The sequence below is a fragment of the Streptomyces sp. NBC_01296 genome (assembly GCF_035984415.1).
GTDB lineage: Bacteria > Actinomycetota > Actinomycetes > Streptomycetales > Streptomycetaceae > Streptomyces.
Window position 1 is genome coordinate 1,927,303 of sequence record NZ_CP130720.1, and the last position, 23,704, is coordinate 1,951,006.

Consider the following 23,704-nt stretch of genomic DNA (forward strand, 5'->3'; position numbering starts at 1 on the left):
CCCGCGCCCCGCGCGCGGCCGTGCCGCACCCTCCAGCGTCGCACAGGGCGGCGGCGGAGGCCGGGTGACGGGGGTGGGCGCACGGACGTGCGGAGGGCGCGGCGCGGGGCGGGAATGCGGCTGCTACGTGCCGTCGTAGCCGGCGGTCGGCATGGACAGCCGGCGGTGCACCTCGGCCTTCATGGCGGAGGTGTACTGCGGCTCGGCGAGCCCGGCGGTCTCCAGCCGTACGCCGCGCCGCTCGCACGCGGCGGTGAACTCCTCGACGGAGCGCAGCGCACGGGCCAGCACCCGGTGGTTGGGGGCGACGAACAGGTCGACCTGCCCGGCGTCGACGTCGCACCAGAGCCCGCAGTGGTCGGCGCGCAGCCCGTAGAAGAGCAGCTCCCTCGTCACGACGTAGCCCTGGCCGGCGGCCCAGCGGGCGCACATGGCGTGCTGGCTCCGGGTGTCGACGACGAAGGGGTCGGTGTCCAGATCCTCGAGCGGGGCCAGGCTGGCGATCGCGGCCACGCGCAGCTCATCCATGCCGCCCGACCCTACTCCGATCCGCCGCCCGGTAGGAGGGGGTCGCGGCCTTCGGTTCCGGGCCCGGCGGCGGGGCAGGATCCAGGGGGTGTCTTGTCGATCGGGCCGGATCAGGGAGCGGCGTCCGGTGCGTGCGATCGCAAGGCCGAGGAGTGAGGCGACACGGTGGGGGCACCTCCCAGCGGTAGCCGGGGGATGTCGGCGAGTGACGAGAACGCGGCGAGCGTGCGTGCCGGACGCCGCGAACCCGGCCTGATCGGCAAGACACCCCCTAGGCTCGAGAGGTCCGGGGAGACGAGGGCTAACGGGGAGGCCGGGTGTCGGTGGAGATCACCTGGTGGGGGCATGCCACGTGCACGGTCGAGGACTCCGGGGTGCGCCTGCTGACGGATCCGCTGTTCGCGCGGCGGCTCGCGCATCTGCGGCGGCGGCGCGGGGCGCTGCCCCCGCCCGAGGCGGCCGAGGCGGACGCGGTGCTGGTGTCGCATCTGCATGCCGACCATCTGCACCTGCCGTCGCTGGCCCGGCTGGCGCCCGGGACCCGGCTGCTGGTGCCGCGCGGGGCGCGCCGGGCCGTGCCGGGGCTGGCGCGGGTCGCGGGGGTGCGGGGGCTGGCGGTCACGGAGATGGCTCCGGGCGACGAGGTCGGCGTACGGGCCGGGGTGAGGGTACGGGCGGTCAGTGCGCGGCACGACGGGCGGCGGCTGCCGTTCGGTCCGCATCTCGCGCCGGCGCTCGGGTACGTGGTCCAGGGCGCGGCGCGGACGTACTTCGCCGGGGACACCGGGCTGTTCGACGCGATGGCCGAGGAGGTCGGACCGGTGGACGTGGCGCTGCTGCCGGTCGGTGGCTGGGGCCCGTACCTGGGGCCGGGGCACCTGGACGCGGGCCGGGCGGCGCAGGCGCTGGCCGCGCTGGCGCCGGCGGCGGCGGTGCCGGTGCACTACGGGACGTACTGGCCGATCGGGCTGGACGCGGTGCGGCCGCACGAATTCCACGCGCCGGGCGAGGAGTTCGCACGGCGGGCCCGGCAGCTGGCGCCGAAGGTGACGGTACGGGTGCCCGACCACGGCGAGCGGGTGCGGCTGCCGTGACGTGGCGCGAGCTGGCGGCAGCGGCGGCGGGAGTGGGGGCGGGGGCGGGCGTCGGCCAGGCGCCGCCGGAGACGACCCAGCAGGCGGTGGGCTACCCGGCGCTGTTCCTGCTGGTGGCACTGGGGGCGCTGGTGCCGGTGATCCCGACGGGGGCGCTGGTGAGCACCGCGGCGGTGGTGGCGTTCCATCACCAGACGCTGCCTTTCGGGCTGTTGCTGGTGTTCGCGGTGGGGGCGGTCGCCGCGTTCGTCGGGGACGTGGCGCTGTACTGGCTGGGGCAGCGCGGGGTGGCGTCCCGCAACGGCTCGCGCCGGCTGGAGGCACTGCGCGGGCGGGCGACGCCCGAACGGCTCGCGCAGGCGCAGCGCAAGCTGGACGAACACGGGGTCCTGGTCCTGGTGGTCTCCCGGCTGGTGCCGGCGGGCCGCATCCCGGTGATGCTGGCCTGCCTGCTGGCCCGCCTCCCGCTGCGCCGGTTCGCCCGCGGCGACGCCCCGGCCTGCCTGGCCTGGGCGGCGACGTACTGCCTGATCGGCATCCTGGGCGGCTCCCTGTTCTCGGAGCCCTGGAAGGGCGTGGCCCTGGCGGTGGCCCTCACCCTCCTGATCAGCGCAGCCCCCACCCTCTGGCGCCACTCACGCAACCTCTGACCCCCGGGGCCCCCAGCCAAGCCGACACTTCTCGGCCCCGCCGACACGGCTCGGGCGCCGCCCCTACGGCTGCGGCCCGAACGCCCCCATCCGCGGGCGTCCGCTTCGCCGCCACCGGCGTTTCCGGCCCGCCGGCACGGCTCCGGCGCCGCCCGATTCAGCCCCGCGGGCGTCCCCCTACCCCGCCCGCACAGTGCGGCCCCATCACCCCCAGCCCGCCGGCACGGCTTCGGCCCCGGCGAAGCCCCCTCAGCCAGGCCGACACCTTCTCGGCCCCGCCGACCTTCCCGCTGCCCCGCCCCTACGGTTGCGCCCCTACCCGCCCCCAGCCGCGGGCGTCCGCTTCGCCGCCCCCGGCGTTTCCGGCCCGCGTGTCGGTCAGCACCCAACCACCCCACAGCGTCCGGCAGGTGTCGAGCAGCGACCGCTTCGATCAGTGGTGGGCCGGGACGAAGCCGAAACGTACGCCGCCCAGTTCCGCGCACTCCCACCAGTCGAGCTCGGTGACCCGGGTGAAACCGCGCCGCCGGCACCGGCGGGCCAGGCCGGCCGGGACGAAGAGCGCGGTGTGCCGGGGCAGCCGCTTGAGGGTGGGGGCGTCGAGGTGGTCGTAGTGGTTGTGGCTGATCACCACCGCGTCCACCGGCGGCAGCTCCTCCCAGCGGACCCCGACCGGGGTCATCCGCGCCGGTGTGCCGAGGATGCGCCGGGACCAGACGGGGTCGGTCAGTACGGTCAGCCCGCCGACCCGCAGCACCCAACTGGCATGTCCAGCCCAGGTGGCGCAGAGCGTCCCGGCGCCGGCTGCGGGGGTGTCCGTCTCGTGCCTCATCAAGAGCTCTCCGTTCACCGCACAGCGGGCTCGTCGCGTCGGTCGGCGAAAGTCGGTCAAGAGGTCAGGAGGTCAGGAGGTCAGCCCGGCCAGGACCGATCCGAGGAGGTCCAGGGAGCGGCGTACGTGCGGGAGCGCGAGCGGGTCGTGCGCGGTGAGCGCGGAGAGCCGCTCCTCCGGGGTGGCGCCGAGCAGCGGACCGGTCGACAGGCGGACCCGCAGCGCACCCAGGTCATCCGCGAAGCGCTGCCCGCCGGGGGTGGGTGCGCCGAGCCGGCCGCCCAGGTAGTCCTCCAGTTCCATGGCGTCGCGGACCCCCTGCCGCGCCAGCCCGGCGCGCAGCGGGCTCAGGTCCGCGTACAGGTGCCGCCCGGCCTGCGGCGGCCTGGCGAGGGCGCCGACGGCCAGCAGCTCCCGGTGGGCCGCGGCGGCGACCACCCCGTGCAGCGCGGCCGCGGCATGGGCCCGGCCGGCGACGGCGTCGGGTTCGTCGAGCGCGTGCGCGGCGGCCCCGGCGACCGGGCCCGCGACCAGGGCGCCGGTCGCGGTGAGCATGTCGAGGGTGCGGGCCCGCAGCCAGGCGCCGCGCGGGGTGCCGGGGAAGCGGACCACGGCGGCGGGCCACCCGGCGGGCAGCAGTGCACCGGACAGGTCGAGGAGTACGGCGGCCGAGTCGGGCAGCATCTCGGCCGGGCTCAGGACGAGGGTGTCGTGGGGCCGGTGGACGGTGTCGCGCCAGCTCTCGTCGCTGACGACGAACAGCCCGGCGTCCCCGGCGGCCTCGCAGGCCTCGCGCAGCATTTCGGGCGGGGGCACGGTCGCCGTCGGGTCGTCGGCCACGGACAGCAGCAGTACGCGCGGGTCGCCGCCCTCGGCGCGCACCCGCCGTACGGTCTCCAGCAGGGCGTACGGGTCCGGGATGCCGCCGCACTCGGCCGGGGTCGGCACGTGGTAGGCCCGCCGTCCCAGCAGCCGGACCTGCGGCGTCCACCAGGCGGGACAGGGCCGGGGCAGCATGACATCGCCCCCGTACGCGCCGAGCAGCGCCAGCAGCAGACCGGGCGCTCCGGGCCCGGCGGCCACGTTCTCCGGCTCGGTGGGGAGCCCGCGCCGTCCCCAGTGCCGGCACGCGGCCTCGCGTACGGGCTCTCCGCCGCCCGGGGGTTCGGGGGCGGACCGTTCGGCGGCGGCGGCGATCACGGCGGTGAGCTCGGGCAGCACGGGCAGGCCGGGCTGGGGCGCGGGCGGCCCGTACCGGACCGGACCTCGGCCCTCCGCCGTGCGCTGCATCCCCGACACCTCGCCGCCCTGCCTTCCCCGTCCCGACGGGGCCGCCGACCCCGTGCGTGCCGCCGACCGGCCATGCCCTTGACCACGCCCTTGACCATGCCCTTTATACGGTTATTTGCGTGGGTACGCCTGTTGTCGCCCTCCCGGGGTCCGGGGCCCCGGGCTCGCGGACTCAGCCCCGTCGGCCCGCCAGGGCCAGCAGCCGGGTCTGGGCGTTCGCGCCCGCCGGTATGTCCAGCGGCGCGGCGAACAAGCCGCTGGCCGCGAGCCCGTCGGCGTACGGCATGACCTCCTTGAGGGCGAACTCGACCAGGCCGTCCGGGAGCCGGTCGTCGGCGCCGATGCCCCGGGAGAGGTCCCAGGTGTGCACGACGCAGTCGGCGGTCAGCTCCGCGCAGTACGCCCGGCCCAGCGCGGGCCCGTACGAGAGCCTGACCGTACGGTCCATCGCCCCGGCCGCGGTGAACGCGGCGTGCGCGGCGGCCGCCGCGCGGTCCCAGGCCCCGGCCGGGTCCTCGCCGAGCACGTCGCCGGAGAACGCGTCGCCGATCTCCTCGACCGTGCGCCCGTCGGTGACCATCGGCGGGATCCAGAGCTGCTCGCCGGTGACGTGGTTGACCAGGTCGCGCACGGTCCATTGCGTGCAGGGGGTCGGGGCGTCCCATTGGCCGTCCGCGACGGCGCGCACCCGCTGACCGAAGAGCCGCAGGGCCTCGGCGTGCTGTTCGAGCAGTGTGTCCGGCATGGCTTCCACCGTCCTGTGCCAGCGGGTTCCACCCCTGGAGCCCACTGTCCTCGCACCTGCTTTGACCTGCCACCGACCTGTCCGATTACCTTGCAGCACAAGGATGCTGTCCATATGTCAAAACACGTATCTCATATCTCGAACCCATGCCCTACGGTGATCACAACGCTTCAACGACGAGGAGGAGTCGGGTCATGAGTGCCAAGGAAACGGCTGTCTACACGCACGGACACCACGAATCCGTTCTGCGCTCGCACCGCTGGCGCACCGCCGCGAACTCGGCGGCGTACCTGATCGGCGAGCTGCGGCCGGGGATGTCGGTCCTGGACGTGGGCTGCGGCCCGGGCACGATCACGGCGGACCTGGCGGAACTGGTCGCGCCGGGCGGGCGGGTCACGGCGGTCGACGCGGCGCAGGACGTCCTCGAGCAGGCCGCGCAGTACGTGGAGGAGCGCGGCCTGGCCGGGGCGGTCGCCTTCGCCACGGCGGACGTCCACGCGCTGGACTTCCCGGACGACTCCTTCGACGTGGTCCACGCCCACCAGGTGCTGCAGCACGTCGGCGACCCGGTGCAGGCGCTGCGCGAGATGCGGCGGGTGTGCCGGCCGGGCGGGATCGTGGCCGCCCGGGACGCGGACTACGCGGCGATGACCTGGTACCCGGCGGAGCCGGGCCTGGACGACTGGCAGGGCCTGTACCGCCGGGTGGCCCGCGCGAACGGCGGCGAACCGGACGCCGGGCGCCGCCTGCTGTCCTGGGCGAAGGCGGCGGGCTTCACGGAGGTGTCCTGCTCGGCGACCGCCTGGTGCTACGCCACTCCCGAGGAGACCGCGTGGTGGTCCTCCCTGTGGGCGGACCGTACGACGGCCTCGGCGTACGCGTCCCTCGCGACGGGCGGCGGCCACGCGACCGCGGCCGAACTGTCCGCCGTCGCCGGGGCCTGGCACCGCTGGGGCACAGCCCCGGACGCCTGGTTCTCGGTCCTGAACGGCGAGATCCTGGCCCGGCCCTGACCGTCCGCCACCGGAAACGGCGGCGTTCCGCCGGGAACACGTTTCCCCATCCGTCCCCGCTGTCACCTCCGACCCGGATTTGGGCCCGTGCCCCGGAGGTGGTTGGCTTGCCGCGACGAGCGAAGACAACTGCTGGAGGAACAGCTATGGCGCAGGTCGAAGCCACCACGGAGCGGATCATCGCGGCTGACGCGGAGACCGTGTTCGACGCGCTGGCGGACTACACCGGGACCCGGGCGAAGATGCTGCCCGAGCACTTCAGCGAGTACGAGGTGCGCGAGGGCGGCGACGGCGAGGGCACCCTCGTCCACTGGAAGCTCCAGGCCACCAGCAAGCGCGTACGCGACTGCCTGCTCGAGGTCACCGAGCCCACCGACGGCCAGATCGTGGAGAAGGACCGCAACTCCACCATGGTCACCACCTGGGTCGTCACCCCGGCCGGCGAGGGCAGGTCCAAGGCCGTGGTCACCACCGTCTGGAACGGCGCCGGCGGCATCGGCGGCTTCTTCGAGCGCACCTTCGCCCCCAAGGGCCTCGGCCGGATCTACGACACCCTGCTGGCCAACCTGGCCGCCGAAGTCGAGGGCTGAGCAAGGCCGTTGCCCGGCGGCGGTGCCGGGCGGCTCACCGGATCGGGTGGATTTCCCGGCGGAGGTGGGTCCCCGGCCCGGGCGTGACCTCCCGGCGACGCCGCGGGCGGACCCCCAGGCGGACGCACGGGCGTGGCCCCCGGCCGGAGCGGGCCCGGGCGACTAGGGTGGAAGCCTGCGTGGACGGCTCCGTCCGTGTCGGCCGCGCCGTGGCAGCCGACCGCCCGGAGGGCCCGATGAAGATCCTCGTCTCCGCCGACATGGAAGGCGCCACGGGCGTCACCTGGCCCGCCGACGTCCTGCCCGGGACGCCCGAGTGGGAGCGCTGCCGCCACCTGTTCACCTCCGACGTGAACGCGGCCGTACTCGGCTTCCTCGACGGCGGCGCCGAACAGGTCCTCATCAACGAGGCCCACTGGAGCATGCGGAACCTGCTGCTCGAACAGCTCGACGAGCGGGCCGAGCTGCTCACCGGCCGCCACAAGTCCCTCACCATGGTCGAGGGGGTCCAGCACGGCGACGTCGACGGCATCGCGTTCATCGGCTACCACACCGGCGCCGGAACACCGGGCGTCCTCGCCCACACCTACCTCGCCAACTCCATCACCGGGGTCTGGCTGAACGGGACCCGCGCGAGCGAGGGACTGCTCAACGCGCACGTCGTCGCCGAGTACGGAGTGCCGGTCGTCCTCGTCACCGGCGACGACCTGACCTGCGTCGACGCCGACGGCTACGCCCCCGACGCGGTGAAGGTCGCCGTCAAGGACCACGTCTCCCGCTACGCCGCCGTCTGCCGCACCCCCGCCCGTACCGCCGCCGACATCCGGGCCGCGGCCAAAGAGGCCGCGGCCCTCGCCGTACGCCGGGAACCCGCGCGCGGCGGGCCGTACGGCGTGGAGCTGGAGTTCGACGCCGAGCACCTGGCGATGGCCGCCACCGTCGTCCCGGGCGTCGAACGTTCCGGGGAACGCAGGGTCGCGTACACCAGCGAGACGATGTACGAGGGGATCCGGACCTTCAAGGCGGTCACGACGGTCGTCTCGGCAGCCGTGGAGGAGCAGTATGGCTGACATGCCCGCAGTCACTCAGGAATCCCCGGCGGACCGGGAGTGCCCGGTCGACCAGGTCGCGCTCGACGAGGCCGTCGAGTTCACCTCCGGCCTGATCCGCATCGACACCACGAACCGGGGCGGCGGCGACTGCCGCGAGCGCCCCGCCGCCGAGTACGTCGCCGAGCGGCTCGCCGCGGCCGGCCTCGAGCCGGTCCTGCTGGAACGCACGCCCGGCCGCACCAACGTGGTGGCCCGGATCGAGGGCACCGACCCCGGTGCGCAGGCCCTCCTCGTCCACGGCCACCTCGACGTGGTCCCCGCCGAGGCCGCCGACTGGAGCGTGGACCCCTTCTCCGGCGAGATCCGCGACGGGGTGGTCTGGGGCCGCGGCGCCGTCGACATGAAGAACATGGACGCGATGGTGCTGGCCGTCGTACGGGCCTGGGCACGGGCCGGCACCAAGCCGCGCCGCGACATCGTGATCGCCTACACCGCGGACGAGGAGGACAGCGCGGTCGACGGTTCGGGATTCCTCGCCGACCAGCACCCGCACCTCTTCGAGGGCTGCACGGAGGGCCTGGGCGAATCCGGCGCCTTCACCGTGCACAACGGCCCCGGCCAGGCCCTCTACCCGATCGCGGCCGGCGAACGCGGCACCGCCTGGCTGAAGTTGACCGCCCACGGCACGACCGGCCACGGCTCGAAACCCAACCGGGCCAATGCCGTCAGCCGGCTCGCCGCCGCCGTGGCCCGGATCGGCGAGTACCGCTGGCCCGCCCGGCTCACCGGCACCGTCGCCGCCTGCATCACCGAACTCGTCGCCCTCCAGGGCCTGTCGGTCGACCCCCGCGCCCGCGATTTCGACCTCGACGCCGTCCTCGGCAAGCTCGGCCCGGCCGGCCTCCTCGTCGAGGCGACCGTACGCAACAGCGCCAACCCGACCATGCTCAGCGCCGGTTACAAGCTCAACGTCGTTCCGGGTACGGCCACCGCCCACGTGGACGGCCGGATGCTGCCCGGCAGCGAGGCCGAGTTCATCGCCACCCTCGACGAACTCACCGGCCCCGACGTCACCTGGGAGTTCCACCACCGCGAGGTGGCCCTCGAAGCCCCCGTGGACGGACGGACCTTCGCGATCCTGCGCGAGTCCGTGGAACGCTTCGACCCCGACGGCCACGTGGTGCCGTTCTGCATGGCGGGCGGCACCGACGCCAAGCAGTTCTCCCGGCTCGGGATCACCGGATACGGCTTCTCCCCGCTGAAACTGCCGCCCGGCTTCGACTACTGGTCCCTCTTCCACGGCGTGGACGAGCGGGTCCCCGTCGACGCCCTGCACTTCGGCGTGCGCGTCCTCGACCACGCCCTGCGGACCCTGTGAGGGGGAGCCGGTGATGGCGGCGGCGACCGGGCCCTACGGCAGCTGGCCCTCGCCCATCGACGCGGCGGTCGCCGCCTCGGTCGACGGGCGGCCCGAGTACCTCGGAACCGTCGGCCCCGAGGTGTGGTGGACCGAGCCCCGGCCGGCCGAGGGCGGCCGCCGCACCCTGGTGCGCCGGCCCGCCGACGGCGGCCCCGAGGCCTCGGTGCTGCCCGCCCCGTGGAACGTCCGCAGCCGCGTCACCGAGTACGGCGGCCGGCCCTGGGCGGGCGCCGAACGGCCCGCGGGCGGGCCCCTGGTGGTGTTCGTCCACTTCGCCGACCAGCGGATGTACGCGTACGAGCCCGACGCGCCCGGCGGCTGCGCCCCGCGGCCCCTCACCCCCGTCTCCGCGGTCGGCGGCGGGCTGCGCTGGGCCGACCCCGTGCCGCGGGGCGGCGAAGTCTGGTGCGTGCTCGAGGAGTTCACCGGCCCGGCGCCGACCGACGTACGCCGGGTGCTGGCCGCCGTACCGCTGGACGGCTCGGCCGCCGAGGACCGGTCCCTCGTGCGCGAACTGACCGACGACCGGCACCGGTTCACTACCGGGCCCCGGCTGTCCCCCGACGGGCTGCGCGCGGCCTGGCTGGTGTGGGACCACCCCCGGATGCCGTGGGACGGCACCGAGGTGCGCCTCGCCGACGTCACCGCCGACGGGACGCTGACCGGGGCCCGTACCGTACTCGGCGGTCCCGAGGAGTCCGTGGCCCAGGTGGAGTGGACCCCCGGCGGGGACCTCCTCGCCGTCAGCGACCGCAGCGGCTGGTGGAACCCGTACCGGGTGGATGCGGCGACCGGCGAGGCCGTCAACCTGTGCCCGCGCGAGGAGGAGTTCGGCGGCCCCCTGTGGAAGCCCGGGCTGAGCTGGCTGGCCCCGCTTCCCGGCGGGCTCCTCGCCGTCCTGCACGGCCAGGGCTCCTCGGTGCTCGGCATCCTCGACCCGGAGAGCGGCGACCTGGTGGACGCCGCCGGGCCGTGGACGGCCTGGCAGCCGACGCTCACCGCGCACGGGAGCCGCGTCTACGGGGTCGCCGCCAGCCCGCGCAGCGCCTACGAGGTGGTGGAGCTCGACACCGGGGACGGGCACGCCCGGGTGGTCGGCGCGGCCGGGGTGGACCCGGTGGACCCCTCGTACTACCCGGAACCGCAGAGCCGGACCTTCCTCGGCCCGGGCGGCCGGGAGATCCACGCCCACGTCTACCCGCCGCACCACCCCGCGCGCCGGGCCCCCGCGGACGAACTGCCCCCGTACGTGGTGTGGGCGCACGGCGGCCCCACCGACCATGTGCCGCCCGTACTCGACCTGCACATCGCCTACTTCACCTCGCGCGGCATCGGCGTGGCCGAGGTGAACTACGGCGGCTCCAGCGGCTACGGGCGCGCCTACCGGGAGCGGCTGCGCGAGCAGTGGGGCGTCGTCGACGTGGAGGACTGCGCGGCGGTGGCCCGGGCCCTGGCCGCCGAGGGCACCGCGGACCCGGACCGGCTCGCCATCCGGGGCGCCAGCGCGGGCGGCTGGACGGCCGCGGCCTCGCTGGCCGCCACCGACCTGTACGCCTGCGGGACGCTCATCTACCCCGTGCTGGACCTGCTGGGCTTCGCCGAGGAGACCCACGACCTGGAGTCCCGGTACATCGACGGCCTGGCCGGACCCCCGCAGACCCTGGCCGTACGCTGCCGCGAGCGCTCACCGGTGGCCCGCGCCGGCCGGATCACCGCACCCTTCGTCCTGCTCCAGGGCCTGGACGACCCGGTCTGCCCGCCGGCGCAGGCGGAGCGCTTCCTGGCCGCCCTCCGCGACCGGCCGGTCCCGCACGCGTACGTCGCCTTCGAAGGCGAGGGCCACGGCTTCCGGCGGGCGGACACCATGATCCGCGCGCTGGAGGCCGAACTCTCCCTGTACACCCAGGTGTTCGCCATCGACCGAACCGACGTCCCGAAACTGGCGCTGACGCCGCGGCCGGTCCGGGCGGGGCCCGTCTAGGCGGTGTGCAGCCAGATGCGGAGCGGGCCGAGCGGGGCGAAGCCGTGGCGGACGGCGGTGTCGAGGTCGTCCCCGGCCTCGTAGCCGACGACCGGAAGGCCGGGCCAGAGGTCCGCGACCGCGGTGAGGGCGCCCGTCCAGGCCTCGTCGGCCGGGGCGTCGTCCGCGGTGAACACGTTGGAGAGGCCCACGACCCGGCCCGTGCGGTTGGCCGCGGCCCCGGCGACGATGCGGCCGTCGGCGGACCGGCCGGCGAAGAAGGCGATCTCCTCGGTGAGCAGGCCCGGGTGGAACAGGCCGGTGCTCTCCCCGCCGTCCCAGGCCGCCTCCCAGGCGGCCAGCCCGCCGGGGTCGGTGACACGGGACCAGGTCAGGGCGGGTGCGGACGGAGCCGGGGCCTGCGCCGGGCGGTGGATCCACTGCGCCGCGAAGAGGGCCTCGAAGCCCGCCGGGGCCAGGTCGAGCACGGCGAAGCTGTCCTTGACCGAGCAGCCGGGGGAGCCCGTGTCCATCCCGGCCAGCAGCGCGTCCGGCGAGGCCTCCCGGGTCAGGGTCACGCCGTCCGGGTAGTACGGCGGGGTGCGGCGCGCACTGGTCCACACGTCGGGCGCGAACGAGCCGGCGCCGCTGACCGCCGCGCACCACTCGGCGTTGTTGTGTACCGCCGCGTGCAGCAGTTCTTCGGTGTCCGGGTCGATGATCACGTCGGGGATCCTGCCACACCTCATAGCCTGGGCGGATGTCATATTCCACGTACCTCCGCGAGGGGCAGCACGTCGGCCTGCGGCCCTTCCGGCTCGCCGACGGCCCCGAGTTCACCGCACGCGTGCACGAGAGCCGGGACCTCCACCGCCCGTGGCTGTCCCCGCCCGCGACGATCGAGGAGTACGAGCCGTACGCGACGCGCCTGATCGAGGGCGGGAGCCGCGCGGGGTTCCTGGTCTGCGAGCGCGAGACCGGGGCCATCGCCGGGTTCGTCAACGTCAACAACATCGTCCGCGGCGCCTTCGACTGCGGGGCGCTCGGGTACGGCGCCTTCGCGCACGCCGCCGGGCGCGGGCTGTTCCGGGAGGCGCTGGGGCTGGTGGTGGCGTACGCCTTCACCCCCCAGGACGAGGGCGGCCCGGGACTGCACCGGCTGGAGGCCAACATCCAGCCGGGCAACGCCGCCTCCCTCGCGCTGGTGCGCGGGGCCGGGTTCCGGCTGGAGGGGTTCTCGCCGGACTTCCTCTTCGTCGAGGGGGCCTGGCGCGATCACGAGCGCTGGGCGATCACCGCCGAGATGTGTGGTCCCGCGGGCGCCGAGCGCGCAGGATGAAGGCATGCGAAGCCTGGTGCTCCTCGACGCCCCGTCCAACCTGGGTCTGCGCCCGGCCGCGCCCGGCACCGTCCCCGGTGTGTACAAACTGGCGGGAGCCCTGCGCGACCAGGGCCTGCTGAGCCGGCTCGGCGCCCGCGAGGGCGGGGTCGTGGTGCCGCCGCGCTACGACCGCGGCAGCTGGCAGGAGGGCGACGGGGTGTTCCACGCCGGCCCCCTCGCCGCGTACACGCTCGCCCTCGCCGACCGCATCGGGACGCACCTGGGGGCCGGGGAGTTCCCCGTCGTCCTCGGCGGGGACTGTTCGATCCAGCTCGGCGCCTCCCTCGCCATGCGCCGCCTCGGACGGTACGGGCTGGCCGCGATCGACGGCTCCGCCGACTTCCGCCACCCCGGGAACGAGGCCGTCAACGGGCCCGTCGGGGCCGCCGCCGGGGAGGAGCTCGCCCTCGCCACCGGCCGCGGCCAGGCCGACCTCGCCGACCTGGAGGGGCTCGGGCCCTACCTCCGGGACGAGGACGTACGGCTCTTCGGGCTGCGCGACGGCGACCAGGACCTGCCGGAGCTGCGCGCGGCGGGGATCTCCGCGGCCACGGTCGGGGACATCCGCGCACGCGGCGCCGCCCCGGTGGCGCGCGCCGCGCTGGACGGACTGCACCGGCCGGACACCGACGGGTTCTGGGTCCACCTGGACGCCGATGTGCTGGACCCGGTCGTGATGCCCGCCGTCGACAGCCCCGACCCGGGCGGACTGCTCCCCGGCGAACTGTCCGAGCTGCTCGCCGTGTTGGTGGGCTCCCCGCGGTGCGTCGGGCTCAACGTCACGATCTACGACCCGGACCTGGACCCGGAGCTGCGGGCCGGGCAGCTGCTCGCCGATCTGGTCGCGGGGGCGTTCACGTAGTCGGGGTGGTTCGGGTCGTTCGGGTCGTTCGGGTAGCGCTCCGGCCAGGGCTTTGCGTAATCCTGACCGGTGGTGATCCGCGGAACCCCTGTGCACCAGCCGCCGTGGCGTGTTCCATTTCCTGCATGGCCACCACCGTCCGCCGCGCCGTACTGACCCTGCCCGCAGCCCCCTTGGGGCCCGAGAACCCGCTGCCCGTCCTGCGCGCACCCGCCGACGCGCACGCACTGGACGAGCGTTCGCGCGAGGGGCTGCCGCGCGACATGGCCCGGCAGATCGGGTACGAGCCACTGCGCTCGCTGCTGCCCGTACGCCTGCTGGACGGGTACCAACGGCGCAGGCAGGACCGCGAGTTCGAGGCCGTCGTCATCGAGAACGCGCACCTGCGGGTCACCGTGCTGCCCGGGCTCGGCGGCCGGGTCCACTCCCTCGTGCACGTGCCCACCGGCCGTGAACTGCTGTACCGCAACCCGGTGTTCCAGCCCGCCAACTTCGCCCTCAACGGCGCCTGGTTCTCCGGCGGCATCGAGTGGAACGTCGGCGCCACCGGCCACACCACCCTCTCCTGCGCCCCGCTGCACGCCGCGCTCGTACCGGCGCCCGACGGGGGCGTGATGGTCCGGCTGTGGGAGTGGGAGCGGCTGCGCGACCTGCCCTTCCAGGTGGACCTGTGGCTGCCGGAGGACTCGGAGTTCCTGTACGTCGCGGTCCGCGTCCGCAACCCGCACGAGCGCTCCGCCCCCGTCTACTGGTGGTCCAACATCGCCGTCCCGGAGGCCCCCGGCACACGGGTGCTCGCCCCCGCCGACGAGGCCTGGCACTTCGGGTACGAGCGGGCCCTGCGGCGGATCCCCGTACCGCAGTGGGAGGGCGAGGACCGCACGTACCCGCTGCGCAGCACGTACCCGGCCGACTTCTTCTACGAGGTCCCGGCCGGGGCCCGGCCCTGGATCGCCTCGCTGGACGCGGAGGGGTGCGGGCTCGTCCAGACGTCCACGGCCCGGCTGCGCGGACGCAAGCTGTTCGTCTGGGGCGCGGGGGAGGGCGGCCGGCGCTGGCAGGAGTGGCTGACCGAGCCCGGCACCGGCGGCTACGCCGAGATCCAGGCCGGCCTCGCGCGGACCCAGCTGGAGCACGTACGGCTCGAGGCCGGGGCGGAGTTCAGCTGGCTGGAGGCGTACGGGCCCCTCGCCGCGGACCCGGCATCGGTGCACGGCCCCGACTGGGCGGCGGCCCGGTCCGCCACGGAGACGGCCCTGGCGGCGGCCCTGCCCCGGGAGCGGGTCGAGGAGGCGTACGAGGCGTGGCGCGGGTCCGCCGACACGGAGCCCGGGGAGCGGCTGGCGGCGGGCTCGGGGTGGGGTGCGCTGGAGGTGCTGTGCGGCGGGCACAAACTGCCCGGCACCCCCTTCCCGGAATCCGGGCTCGGCGAGGCGCAGGCGCCCTGGCTGGAGCTGTGGCGCACCGGGGTCTTCCCCGCCCCGCGGCGGGTGACGCCGCCGGGGCCCAGCCTGGTGGCCCCGCACTGGCGGGACATGCTGGAGACCGCCCCGGCGGATCCGCTGACCGAATACCACCTGGGCGTGGCCCAGTGGCATGCGGGCGATGTGGCGCAGGCGGTGCGCAGCTGGGAGCGCGGCCTGGCGCTGGCGCCCTCGCGGTGGCCGCTGCTGCGCTGCCTGGCGGTGGCGGACGCGATGGCCGGCGACCCGGCGCGGGCCGCGCAGCGGTTCGCGGAGGCCTTCGAGGACCTGACCGAGGAGAGCCGGGGCGGCGAGCCGTGGACGGCCGCCGAGTCCGCGCTGGGGCGGGAGGCGATGACGGCTCTGCTGGCAGCCGGTCGTCTGCCGGCGGCGCGGGCGGTGTGGGACCGGCTGCGGCCGGCGCTCCGCGAGGAGGGCCGGTTCCGTCTGCTGGCCGCGCGACTGCTGGCGGCGGAGGGCCATGTGGGCGCGGCCCGCCGGGTGTTCGAGGAGGGCTTCGAACTGCCCGACCTCCGCGAGGGCGACGAGATCCTCTCGGAGGTCTGGGCCCGCGTGACGGACCGCCCGCTCCCCCCGTCGTACAACTTCCGCATGCGCCCACTGACCTAGGGGGTCGCTGGAAACGCTCTGCTCCGGATATCCAGGTGTCGCACACCCCGCTCAGCGAGAGCGAACAGGAGATCCATAAAAGGCATTGCGTTCGAAAAATCTTCACCGGGTAAAGAGTTCGTATCCACGTGACCGCACCTGGGCGGCACGCTCCGGCATCAGGTAACTTCGCACCGAACAGCCGATGATCGGCCAACCGTATGATCCCGCCGGACACCTTCCTGCCAGCAGATTGCCCAGCAGAAGAAGATGACTCATGAGTCCAGACGAAATACGGGCAAGGCTCGCCGAGCTATTTGCCGAAGTCGAGAAGCTCAAAACCTTCGTCGCCGCCGTCGAGCGCGGCGATCACGATGACGAGAACAGCATCGCCTCGGCTGCCGCCAGGCTCCTTCCGCCCACTCCGGAGCCCAAGGGGCTGTTCGGGCGCAGCAAGCCGAACCCCCCGGACACACGCGCCGACCAGGTGCGGAGCCTGCAGCGAAATTCACTCGTCCTGCAAGCGCTCAACCGCATGAACAAGGAACTGTTTCCGGAAATCCAAGAGCTGCAATTCAGGCTCGCGAACCAGTAGCCGGCACCCGTTGCCGAACGGCGAACGGCGAACGGAAGGGAAATCCACATGAACTCTTACGAAGCGAAGCAGGTTGCGGAGAAACTGCTGAAGAATGAGCCGGTCGGCGCCGAGGTCACTTTCAACGACGACTTCGACGCCACCCCGCACAGCAACAAGAACCGCCCCGACAAGGGCGAGCACGTCGACGGCTGGAAGGCCGTGAAGCGAGCGGACGGCACCATCAAGGTCGACAAGAAGTGGGCGTAGCCCTGAGCTTTTCCACACCTCTGTGACAACGATTCCGTCCAGCAGGAGCCTCGGGCCTGCCGGACGGAATTGCACGGCACGCCGTCCGTCCCTCCCCAAGAAGCCGGACGCGCCCGCTCGGTCCTCAACCGGGTGCCCGGAGCCTTGCGGATGCCGTTCGAGTGGACGGTCAACCCGTACCGCGGGTGCAGCCACGCCTGCGTGTACTGCTTCGTTGTCTCCGCTTGGCACTCCGGCCGTAGATCGTGACTTTACGCAAGGTGACGCCGATCCGTGGGGCTCGGTCTGACGGCGGTGGCGGGCTGGTGAAGTCCGGGATCGCGCCCGTACGAGATCTGGCAAGATCCGCTTGTGAGCCGATCCGTGGTGACTTTGCGCAAGCTCGTGCTCGACGACTGGCAAGCAGTGCACTCCTGGGCCGGCCTTGAGGAGGCTTGTCGCTACCAGTCTTGGGGGCCGAACACCGAGGACCAGACGCGCGCGTTCGCGCAAACCGCCGTCGAAGCCTGGTCGCACGCCCATCAGCAGAGATTCGTCTACATCGCTCGCTTCGAGAACGAACTCGTCGGCATGGGTGAGCTGCACATTCGTAGCCGTCGCCATCGTCAGGGCGAAATCGCCTACATCGTGCACCCGAGGGCCTGGGGGCGTGGCGTGGGCACGGCGATCGGACAAGAGCTTCTGTCGTGCGGGTTCGGGGAATGGGGACTCCACCGGATCTACGCGACCTGTGACCCCCGCAATCTCGCGTCGTCTCGGTTGCTGGGCAAGCTCGGCATGACGTACGAGGGGCGACATCGGCACACTGCGTTGATCCGGGACGGCTGGCGGGACTCCGAGATGTTCAGCATCCTCGAAGCGGAGTGGCGGCCGAGCCCCGGCGATGGATTGTGATCGCCGAGTGGGCCGGAGAGATCACCCCGGACGGCATGCAGCACTTGCCGGCCGTGCCGAGTGGGACGCCGACGCTGCTGGGGCGCCGGACTGGGCGAGGAAGCCGGGTTCGCGACCAAACCGGAGCTGACCACCCGCATGATCACCCGATTCCTTGACGCCGGCCACCACGCGTCGTGGGTCGCGGGGGACGAGGTCTACGGCGGCAACCCGACACGGCGTGCCGCGCTGGAGGAGCGCGGCACCGGCTACGTGCCGGCCGTGGCCTGCTCCCATGAAGTCACCACCAGAGCCGGGAAGTTCCGCGCGGACACCCTGGTCAAGAAGCTGCCCAAGCGAGCATGGCAGAAGCTGTCCGCAGGAGCGGGGGCCAAGGGGCACCGCTTCTGCGACTGGGCCGCCATCGACCTGCCCCACCCCGCCACAGGCAGCCGCCAGCTGCTGATCCGCCGCAACCGCACCACCGGAGAACTCGCCTACTACCGCTGCCACTCACCCGCGCCAGTGCCGCTGGCCACGCTGGTACGAGTCGCTGGATCAAGGTGGAGAGTGGAAGGTACGAGGGGTCAGAGACGCCGTGAAGGCTCGGCAGCGTCCGTTCGCCCGTCGGCTCGGCTGCGCCGAACGCGCCAGCTCCACACCGTGTGTCCCAGGAGAGCCAGGGCGGCGACGCACGCTGCGACGCGAATGACGTTCCAGGTTACGGCGAAATACGGTCCCTGCGAGTCCGCCTCTGTACTCAATCGCTGAGTGGCCTCGAAGAAGGCGATCAGCGGAACAAGCAGGCGGAACAGGAGGCCACCAATTCCGGGGATTCGCGCCACGTTCCCCACGAGCCCCAAAGGCGCACCAAACACAAAAGCCGCTATTCCCCATACGAGAATTTGCCCCTCGCTGGAGGCGTGACCGGGGGCACCCATCTCCATTTCGCCCGAAATGGGGGTAACAGGCTTCATTCCAGGCAGAATGGTGGGGTTCATATCTTTAAAAAGATAGTACGTGACCACGCCGATGGCCAACCCCAAAGACGCCAGCAACACGGATTCGATTCTCGATCGGCGGAAATATCCCACCAGGAATGCATAACAGGCCCACGGCCAGCCACTGGAGAAAACAATACCCGCGGCGACAAAAACGGGATTATCGAATTTCCCGGAAATCGGGCCCGCCAGACCAAGAAGCAAACCCGCCCCGAGACACACGGCGACCGGCACGACGCGAGCACGTGTAAAGCGTATGATTTCACTTCCCCGTTCAGCGAGTGAGTCCGAGTGGGGGTGGCGCCGCTCCGAAGGCTGCGCGGGCAACCGAACAGCCCCCGAGCGGCGCCCAACCTACCGCACCCTACGAGGAGTTATCGCGTGGTGCGCGTATCAGAACCTAGTCGACGCTGTAGTAGGTAGAGCAGGTGTAGGCGAAACCCGCAGTGATGTGCGCCTGAGAGACGTCGCGGGCTGCGGCCCAAGCACGGTTCGTACCACCCGCCATCTTCACAGTGGACGTGTGCCCCTTGTCCAACTGATAGTAATTCGAGTAGCAGTACTTCCTGAGTTCCCCGGTGCCGATTTGTGTCGTGTACCAGCCGTAACACCAGTTGCCGCCACTGGACGGGCTGACGCACGCTTCCGACGGGCGAACAGAGTTCGCCGAAGCGTCTAACTTGAACGTCACCACACCCCATTCAGAGGGGTTGCCCAGCTCTGCGGGCGGCTGGGTGCCGTCCCCGCGATGGTGGACGGTGACAGTTGCTCCGGAGGCACTGGCGGTTGAAGGCGCGTCCGCGGTGGCCGGCGCCGCGAAGCCCAGAGCCGCAATGGTTGCGCCCGCGATGGAGAAAAGAACGGACCTACCGGCGATCTTCACGAAATCCCCTCCCTGATTCCCCCTGTTGGGAACGGGAGAGATTCTCCGTAGGTCCACACCTGCCTGTAAAGGGAAATTAACCTGTTGACTCAAAACTTCCCTGACCGATCCGTACGCCATCGTCCGGACATTTCTACACTTCCCCATCACCCGCTTTTAAGGTGATTAGTTGGCATAAGGCAGCCCAGTCCGGCCCCTCAGTCATCCATCGCCTCAGTTCTGATCGATGGCCGATACCTAACGCTCGGTTTGTCCTATGACAAACGCATGACCACCCGCCCCATTTGAGCGATCCAATGATCCAGGGAGAGGTCATGCAACCCGCACAGGCCCGCCACAGGCCGAGGAATCCCGTTTCGAACCCTCGCGCCCCACCACCCAGCCCCACCCGTCCTCTCTTCACCAGGGACATGGAGGGCAGGAGGGTCGTCCGCACTGTCGGCCCCGAGCTGCTGCGCCGCGAACTCGCCTCGAGCCGGTGGGCCGGCGCGCACATCGCCATGGGCGGGGTGCTGATGGCCCCGGTGGTCCCCTTCCTCGGGGACTGCCCCGAGCAGCTGCGGGCCAGGGTGCGGGCCCTCGCCGACGCCGGGGCGACCTCTGTGACACCCCTGGTACTCCATCTGCGGCCGGGCGCCCGCGAGTGGTTCACGGCGTGGCTGCAGGCCCACCACCCCCACCCGATCGAACGATACGAACGGATGTACGCCGGCGGCTCGTACGCGCCCACCTGGTACCGGCGGCAGATCACCCGGCAAGTCCACGAGCTCGCGGCCGAATTCGGCATCGGCCCCTCCCGGCAGGCCGCGGCCCGCGGTCTCGCCGCCCCCGAACGCCCGGCCGAGCCCGTGCCCGCCGGCCCCACCCAGCTCGGCCTCCTGTGACCTCGTACGGCCGCTGAAAGCTCATCACATCGGGCCAATCAGCAGCCCAATCCCGTCTTCCAGGCACGGTTTCCGGGACGATTCCGCCCAGAACCCTCGGCTGGGAGGCCCCATGCTGCACCCCGCGAAGAAGCGCGGCCCCTTCACGAAGCGCGCCGCCGTCCTGCTCTCGATCGCCACCGCGACCGTGGCCGCCGTCGTCACGAGCCCGGCCGGCGCCACGCCGACGGCGGCGGCGCCGGCCCGCGCCGCCGCCGCCCCGCTGCGCTGGACCGGCTGTGCGACCGAGCGCTACCCGACACTGCAGTGCGCCTCCCTCAAGGTCCCGCTGGACCACGACCGGCCCGCGGGCCGCCAGATCTCCCTGGCGCTGACCCGGGTCCCGCACACCGCCCGCACCTCCCAGGGTCCGCTGCTGGTCAACCCCGGCGGCCCCGGCGGCAGCGGCCGGGCGCTGGCCGGGTTCATCGCCTCCGCGCTCCCCAAGGACGTCGCCGCCCAGTACGACGTGATCGGCTTCGACCCGCGGGGCGTCGGCAAGAGCGAGCCCACCCTCGACTGCGGGCCCGGCCACTTCAACCCCGTACGCCCGGACTCCGTCCCGCGCGACCTGCAGACCGAGCAGGCCAACCTGGAGCGGGTGAAGTCCTTCGCCGAGTCCTGCCAGGCCAAGCACGCGGACGTGCTCCCCTACATCGGCACCGTCTCGGCCGCCCGCGACATCGAGGTGCTGCGCACCGCCCTCGGCGCGGCGAAGGTCAGCTACTTCGGCTACTCGTACGGGACCTACCTGGGCGCGGTGTACGCCAAACTCCACCCGGACCGGGTGCACCGCCTCGTCCTGGACTCCGTGGTGGACCCGGGCGGGGTCTGGTACGAGGACAACCTCGCGCAGGACCAGGCCTTCGACGCCCGCCACAAGGCCTTCCTGGCCTGGGTGGCCCAGTACGACGAGAAGTACAAGCTCGGCACCGACCCGACGGGCGTCGAGGAGCGCTGGTACGCGATGCGGGACGCGCTGCGTTCGACACCGGCGGGCGGCAAGGTGGGGCCCTCGGAGCTGGAGGACACCTACATGCCGGGCAGCTACTACAACGGCTACTGGCCGGTCCTCGCCGAGGCGTTCTCGGCGTACGCGGTGGCCGGGGACCCGAAGCCGCTGGTGGCGGCGTACCAGCGGTTCGGGGCGGTGGAGCCGTCCGCGGGCAACAGCTACAGCGTGTACACGGCGGTGCAGTGCCGCGACTCGGCCTGGCCGAGGGACTGGAACCAGTGGCGCACGGACATGTGGCGCACGCACGCGAAGGCGCCGTTCATGACCTGGAACAACGCCTGGTACAACGCCCCGTGCGCGTTCTGGCAGACGGAACCGCTGGCGGCGCCGGACGTGACCAACGCCGACCTTCCGCCGGCCCTGCTCCTCCAGGCGACGGACGATGCGGCGACCCCGTTCGAGGGGGCGCTGAGCATGAAGGGGAAGCTGAAGGGCTCGGCGCTGGTGGTCGAGGAGGGCGGCGGCAACCACGGGGTCGCGCTCAGCGGCAACAAGTGCCTGGACGAGAAGGTGGCGGCGTACCTGCGCACGGGCGGGGCCTCGGACGCCACCTGCCCCGCCCCGGCGGCCCCGAAGCCGACCGCGGCCACCCGCGCGGTGCCCCCGTCGGCGGGCGGCACGGCGCTGCACGGCCTGCTGGGCTTCCGCGGCTAGGGGATCCGCGGCCAGGGGCTCCGCGGCCAGGCGCCGGCCCGCCAGTTCACGGGACGGGCGGTTCGCCCCGGTTCATCCCGGATCTGCGCCACTCGTACCGGCTCCGCCCGGCCCGTCCCCGACGCTGCGGTGAACGGGGGCGGGCCGGCCGGGGATGAGCTAGGGTCCCTGCGGTGAAGCAGCACATACCCCCACCCGCCCTGCGGAAGAACGCCGGGGCCGCGGCCGCCACCGGTGCGCGGCTCGGCTGGCTCGACGCGCTGCGCGGCTTCGCCGCCCTGGTCGTGGCCCTGCACCACTTCAACGTGCTGCGGATGCTGCCGTTCGGCGGGGTGATCCGGCAGAACTTCGACCTCGGCGTGTTCGGGGTCATGCTCTTCTTCATCGTCAGCGGCTACATCATCCCGGCCTCGCTGGAGCGCCGGGGCGATGTCCGGGCCTTCTGGATCGGCCGGATCTTCCGGATCTACCCGGCGCTGATCGTCGCGCTGGCCGCCTCGATCGTGATGCTGCCGGCCGGGGACGGCTCGACCTCGCTGCTGCGCACCGGTGACAACCCCGCCTCACTGGTCGCGAACGGCCTGATGCTCCAGGACCTGCTCGGCGTCCGCAACGGCATGAACGTCACCTGGACCCTCTGCTACGAGATGGTCTTCTACTTCTTGGTCACCGCCCTGTTCACCCGTGGCCTGCACCGGCACAGCGGCGTGATCGCGGTGGCCTTCGCCGGCGCCGCGCTGGCGATCGGCACGACCCTGGCCCCGCAGCTGCTGCTGAGGGAGCTCGGCTCGGTCCGGCTGCTCCTGATGATCGTCACCCCGGTCTTCCTCCTGGGCTTGTGGGGTGTGCTCAGCGGCAACCGGAAGCTGACCGGGGCGGGCGCCCTGCTGCTCGGCGGGCTCGGCCTGGTGCTGCTCACGCTGAACAGCCGGGCGGTGTCGTTCGAGACCTTGCTGATCCCCGCGACGATGTTCGCCGGCACCGCGGTCCACCGGGTGCAGCACGGCCGGCTCCGCCGGGCCCCGGCCCTGCTCGCTTGCGGGTTCGTGGTCGCCGCGGGCGTGCTCGTCGGGTGGCTGTACAACCGGAACGGGGTCCAGGTGCACACGTGGACCTCGGGCTGGAAGGCCTTCTCGTTCTCGTACCTGGCGGCCTGGGTGCTGTTCGGCCTCGGTTTCCTCCTGCGCAACCGGCGCTTCCCGAAGGTGCTGACCTGGCTCGGCGCGATCAGCTTCTCGCTGTACCTGCTGCACTTCCCGCTGCTGCGGACCCTCGGGCCGCTGCTCGGGGTTCCGCCGATGCCCTCGTCGACGCTGGGGAAGTTCGCCTGGACGGGGATCTTCCTCGCCGTGCTGCTGGCCGCGAGCCATGTGATGTACCGGCTGGTGGAGCTGCCGGCGCAGCGTCTCGGCCGGCGGGTCCAGCGGGCGGCGGAGCGCCGCCGGCCGTCCACGCCGGCCGCGCCGGCCACGGCTGCGTCCGGGCCCGCTGTGATCCTGGTGCCCCGGCAGCCGGACGGTCCGGACCGCGGGCCCGCCTCCGTCCCCGCGCAGGGCGGACCGCACTCGGCGTCCCGCTGACCCGGCCTACCGGCCCGCAGGCATCGGCAGCACCGCGAAGGCCTCCACCTCCAGCAGGAGTTCGGGCCGGAAGAGGGCCACGACCTGGACGGCCGAGGAGGCCGGCTGCCGGTCGCCGGGGATGACGGCGTCGCGTGCCTCCCGTACCGCCGGGAGGTGGGCGACGTCCGTGACGAAGTAGGTCAGCTTCACGACGTCGTCGAACGTCGCCCCGGCCGCTGCCAGGCAGCGCCGCAGGTTCTCGAACACCTGGCGGGCCTGCGCGGAGGCGTCGCCCTCGCCGACCACCTCGCCGTGCTCGTCGAAGGCGCACTGGCCCGAGACGGCGATGAACCGCCCGGTACCCCATGCGACATGGCTGTAGCCCGTACCGGGGTGGACGCCCTCCGGCGCGGGCAGGCGGGTGATGTGGCTGTCGTCGCGTTCGCTCATGCAAGCGATC

22 protein-coding genes and 3 pseudogenes are annotated in these 23,704 nt (G+C 72.9%); 17 read left to right on the forward strand and 8 right to left on the reverse strand.

What is annotated here, in order from left to right; all coding sequences use genetic code 11:
* Window positions 1–123 precede the first annotated feature (123 nt).
* On the reverse strand, window positions 124–528 hold the full coding sequence (locus OG299_RS09045; protein WP_327361171.1) for a hypothetical protein: 405 nt from the start codon (window positions 526–528) through the stop codon (window positions 124–126).
* Window positions 529–845: 317 nt separating this feature from the next.
* Between OG299_RS09045 and OG299_RS09050 the strand changes: the two genes are divergently transcribed.
* Window positions 846–1,622: an MBL fold metallo-hydrolase gene (locus OG299_RS09050; RefSeq protein WP_327361172.1), complete on the forward strand. Its 777-nt coding sequence runs from the start codon at window positions 846–848 to the stop codon at window positions 1,620–1,622.
* Window positions 1,623–1,654: 32 nt separating this feature from the next.
* Window positions 1,655–2,272, forward strand: coding sequence for a DedA family protein (locus tag OG299_RS09055; RefSeq protein ID WP_327364488.1), 618 nt, complete (start codon window positions 1,655–1,657; stop codon window positions 2,270–2,272).
* Between the two features lie 349 nt (window positions 2,273–2,621).
* On the opposite strand, the pseudogene OG299_RS09060 reads toward OG299_RS09055, so the two are convergent.
* The 3 genes and pseudogenes from OG299_RS09060 to OG299_RS09070 form a co-directional block, all read right to left on the reverse strand.
* Window positions 2,622–3,065 (reverse strand): annotated as a pseudogene (locus OG299_RS09060) (MBL fold metallo-hydrolase); the annotation flags it as partial.
* Between the two features lie 111 nt (window positions 3,066–3,176).
* Window positions 3,177–4,394, reverse strand: a complete 1,218-nt coding sequence (locus tag OG299_RS09065) for an aminotransferase class I/II-fold pyridoxal phosphate-dependent enzyme (RefSeq protein WP_327361173.1) — start codon at window positions 4,392–4,394, stop codon at window positions 3,177–3,179.
* A 172-nt stretch (window positions 4,395–4,566) separates the two neighbouring features.
* Window positions 4,567–5,139 carry a TIGR03086 family metal-binding protein gene (locus OG299_RS09070; protein ID WP_327361174.1) on the reverse strand — a complete coding sequence of 191 codons (573 nt, stop codon included), beginning with the start codon at window positions 5,137–5,139 and terminating at the stop codon, window positions 4,567–4,569.
* A gap of 194 nt (window positions 5,140–5,333) precedes the next feature.
* Here OG299_RS09070 and OG299_RS09075 point away from each other — a divergent pair, with 194 nt between their 5' ends.
* The 5 genes from OG299_RS09075 to OG299_RS09095 all read left to right on the forward strand — a co-directional run bounded on the left by OG299_RS09075 (window position 5,334) and on the right by OG299_RS09095 (window position 11,195).
* Window positions 5,334–6,152, forward strand: a complete 819-nt coding sequence (locus tag OG299_RS09075; protein ID WP_266634815.1) for a methyltransferase domain-containing protein — start codon at window positions 5,334–5,336, stop codon at window positions 6,150–6,152.
* A 146-nt stretch (window positions 6,153–6,298) separates the two neighbouring features.
* A complete protein-coding gene (locus OG299_RS09080; protein WP_266634813.1) occupies window positions 6,299–6,742 on the forward strand; it encodes an SRPBCC family protein in 444 nt (147 codons plus the stop codon).
* 236 nt (window positions 6,743–6,978) lie between these two features.
* Complete coding sequence (locus OG299_RS09085; RefSeq protein ID WP_327364489.1) at window positions 6,979–7,812, forward strand: M55 family metallopeptidase; 834 nt, start codon at window positions 6,979–6,981, stop codon at window positions 7,810–7,812.
* Window position 7,813: 1 nt separating this feature from the next.
* Window positions 7,814–9,172: a M20/M25/M40 family metallo-hydrolase gene (locus OG299_RS09090; protein WP_327361175.1), complete on the forward strand. Its 1,359-nt coding sequence runs from the start codon at window positions 7,814–7,816 to the stop codon at window positions 9,170–9,172.
* Between the two features lie 13 nt (window positions 9,173–9,185).
* The gene (locus OG299_RS09095; RefSeq protein WP_327361176.1) at window positions 9,186–11,195 is read left to right on the forward strand and encodes a prolyl oligopeptidase family serine peptidase; all 2,010 of its coding nucleotides are present in this window, start codon (window positions 9,186–9,188) and stop codon (window positions 11,193–11,195) included.
* On the opposite strand, the gene OG299_RS09100 is transcribed toward OG299_RS09095, so the two are convergent.
* Window positions 11,192–11,923: a hypothetical protein gene (locus OG299_RS09100; protein ID WP_442817496.1), complete on the reverse strand. Its 732-nt coding sequence runs from the start codon at window positions 11,921–11,923 to the stop codon at window positions 11,192–11,194. The two genes, OG299_RS09095 and OG299_RS09100, sit on opposite strands and share 4 nt — an antisense overlap.
* A gap of 11 nt (window positions 11,924–11,934) precedes the next feature.
* Here OG299_RS09100 and OG299_RS09105 point away from each other — a divergent pair, with 11 nt between their 5' ends.
* The 7 genes and pseudogenes from OG299_RS09105 to OG299_RS09140 all read left to right on the forward strand — a co-directional run.
* Window positions 11,935–12,513 (forward strand): GNAT family N-acetyltransferase, encoded by a 579-nt coding sequence (locus tag OG299_RS09105; protein ID WP_327361178.1) that lies wholly within the window; start codon window positions 11,935–11,937, stop codon window positions 12,511–12,513.
* A 4-nt stretch (window positions 12,514–12,517) separates the two neighbouring features.
* The gene (locus OG299_RS09110; protein WP_327361179.1) at window positions 12,518–13,417 is read left to right on the forward strand and encodes an arginase family protein; all 900 of its coding nucleotides are present in this window, start codon (window positions 12,518–12,520) and stop codon (window positions 13,415–13,417) included.
* Between the two features lie 125 nt (window positions 13,418–13,542).
* Window positions 13,543–15,510: a DUF5107 domain-containing protein gene (locus OG299_RS09115; RefSeq protein WP_327361180.1), complete on the forward strand. Its 1,968-nt coding sequence runs from the start codon at window positions 13,543–13,545 to the stop codon at window positions 15,508–15,510.
* A gap of 256 nt (window positions 15,511–15,766) precedes the next feature.
* Window positions 15,767–16,084 carry a hypothetical protein gene (locus OG299_RS09120; RefSeq protein ID WP_266634799.1) on the forward strand — a complete coding sequence of 106 codons (318 nt, stop codon included), beginning with the start codon at window positions 15,767–15,769 and terminating at the stop codon, window positions 16,082–16,084.
* A 48-nt stretch (window positions 16,085–16,132) separates the two neighbouring features.
* Complete coding sequence (locus OG299_RS09125) at window positions 16,133–16,333, forward strand: hypothetical protein (protein WP_133896442.1); 201 nt, start codon at window positions 16,133–16,135, stop codon at window positions 16,331–16,333.
* Window positions 16,334–16,684: 351 nt separating this feature from the next.
* On the forward strand, window positions 16,685–17,227 hold the full coding sequence (locus tag OG299_RS09135; RefSeq protein WP_327361181.1) for a GNAT family N-acetyltransferase: 543 nt from the start codon (window positions 16,685–16,687) through the stop codon (window positions 17,225–17,227).
* A 72-nt stretch (window positions 17,228–17,299) separates the two neighbouring features.
* Window positions 17,300–17,782, forward strand: a pseudogene (locus tag OG299_RS09140) (IS701 family transposase); the annotation flags it as partial.
* Between the two features lie 11 nt (window positions 17,783–17,793).
* On the opposite strand, the gene OG299_RS09145 reads toward OG299_RS09140, so the two are convergent.
* Complete coding sequence (locus OG299_RS09145) at window positions 17,794–18,441, reverse strand: hypothetical protein (RefSeq protein ID WP_327361182.1); 648 nt, start codon at window positions 18,439–18,441, stop codon at window positions 17,794–17,796.
* 166 nt (window positions 18,442–18,607) lie between these two features.
* Window positions 18,608–19,090 (reverse strand): lactococcin 972 family bacteriocin, encoded by a 483-nt coding sequence (locus OG299_RS09150; protein WP_327361183.1) that lies wholly within the window; start codon window positions 19,088–19,090, stop codon window positions 18,608–18,610.
* A gap of 434 nt (window positions 19,091–19,524) precedes the next feature.
* Here OG299_RS09150 and OG299_RS09155 point away from each other — a divergent pair.
* The 3 genes and pseudogenes from OG299_RS09155 to OG299_RS09165 all read left to right on the forward strand — a co-directional run.
* Window positions 19,525–19,974 (forward strand): annotated as a pseudogene (locus tag OG299_RS09155) (Rv2578c family radical SAM protein); the annotation flags it as partial.
* Window positions 19,975–20,086: 112 nt separating this feature from the next.
* The gene (locus OG299_RS09160) at window positions 20,087–21,682 is read left to right on the forward strand and encodes an alpha/beta hydrolase (RefSeq protein ID WP_327361184.1); all 1,596 of its coding nucleotides are present in this window, start codon (window positions 20,087–20,089) and stop codon (window positions 21,680–21,682) included.
* A gap of 173 nt (window positions 21,683–21,855) precedes the next feature.
* Window positions 21,856–23,262, forward strand: a complete 1,407-nt coding sequence (locus tag OG299_RS09165; protein ID WP_327361185.1) for an acyltransferase family protein — start codon at window positions 21,856–21,858, stop codon at window positions 23,260–23,262.
* Between the two features lie 6 nt (window positions 23,263–23,268).
* Here the strand turns inward: OG299_RS09165 and OG299_RS09170 are convergent, their stop codons facing one another.
* Entirely contained in the window at window positions 23,269–23,694 is a 426-nt protein-coding gene (locus OG299_RS09170) for a RidA family protein (RefSeq protein ID WP_266634786.1), read from the reverse strand.
* Window positions 23,695–23,704 lie beyond the last annotated feature (10 nt).

Excerpts from the sequence above, each read along its gene's own strand:
- OG299_RS09100 (WP_442817496.1), bottom strand. The coding sequence starts at position 11,923 with ATGAGGTGTGGCAGGATCCCCGACGTGATCATCGACCCGGACACCGAA.
- OG299_RS09120 (WP_266634799.1), top strand. The coding sequence starts at position 15,767 with ATGAGTCCAGACGAAATACGGGCAAGGCTCGCCGAGCTATTTGCCGAA.
- OG299_RS09115 (WP_327361180.1), top strand. The coding sequence starts at position 13,543 with ATGGCCACCACCGTCCGCCGCGCCGTACTGACCCTGCCCGCAGCCCCC.
- OG299_RS09080 (WP_266634813.1), top strand. The coding sequence starts at position 6,299 with ATGGCGCAGGTCGAAGCCACCACGGAGCGGATCATCGCGGCTGACGCG.
- OG299_RS09110 (WP_327361179.1), top strand. The coding sequence starts at position 12,518 with ATGCGAAGCCTGGTGCTCCTCGACGCCCCGTCCAACCTGGGTCTGCGC.
- OG299_RS09160 (WP_327361184.1), top strand. The coding sequence starts at position 20,087 with ATGCTGCACCCCGCGAAGAAGCGCGGCCCCTTCACGAAGCGCGCCGCC.
- OG299_RS09065 (WP_327361173.1), bottom strand. The coding sequence starts at position 4,394 with ATGCAGCGCACGGCGGAGGGCCGAGGTCCGGTCCGGTACGGGCCGCCC.
- OG299_RS09095 (WP_327361176.1), top strand. The coding sequence starts at position 9,186 with ATGGCGGCGGCGACCGGGCCCTACGGCAGCTGGCCCTCGCCCATCGAC.
- OG299_RS09090 (WP_327361175.1), top strand. The coding sequence starts at position 7,814 with ATGCCCGCAGTCACTCAGGAATCCCCGGCGGACCGGGAGTGCCCGGTC.
- OG299_RS09170 (WP_266634786.1), bottom strand. The coding sequence starts at position 23,694 with ATGAGCGAACGCGACGACAGCCACATCACCCGCCTGCCCGCGCCGGAG.
- OG299_RS09070 (WP_327361174.1), bottom strand. The coding sequence starts at position 5,139 with ATGCCGGACACACTGCTCGAACAGCACGCCGAGGCCCTGCGGCTCTTC.
- OG299_RS09075 (WP_266634815.1), top strand. The coding sequence starts at position 5,334 with ATGAGTGCCAAGGAAACGGCTGTCTACACGCACGGACACCACGAATCC.
- OG299_RS09085 (WP_327364489.1), top strand. The coding sequence starts at position 6,979 with ATGAAGATCCTCGTCTCCGCCGACATGGAAGGCGCCACGGGCGTCACC.
- OG299_RS09125 (WP_133896442.1), top strand. The coding sequence starts at position 16,133 with ATGAACTCTTACGAAGCGAAGCAGGTTGCGGAGAAACTGCTGAAGAAT.
- OG299_RS09045 (WP_327361171.1), bottom strand. The coding sequence starts at position 528 with ATGGATGAGCTGCGCGTGGCCGCGATCGCCAGCCTGGCCCCGCTCGAG.
- OG299_RS09105 (WP_327361178.1), top strand. The coding sequence starts at position 11,935 with ATGTCATATTCCACGTACCTCCGCGAGGGGCAGCACGTCGGCCTGCGG.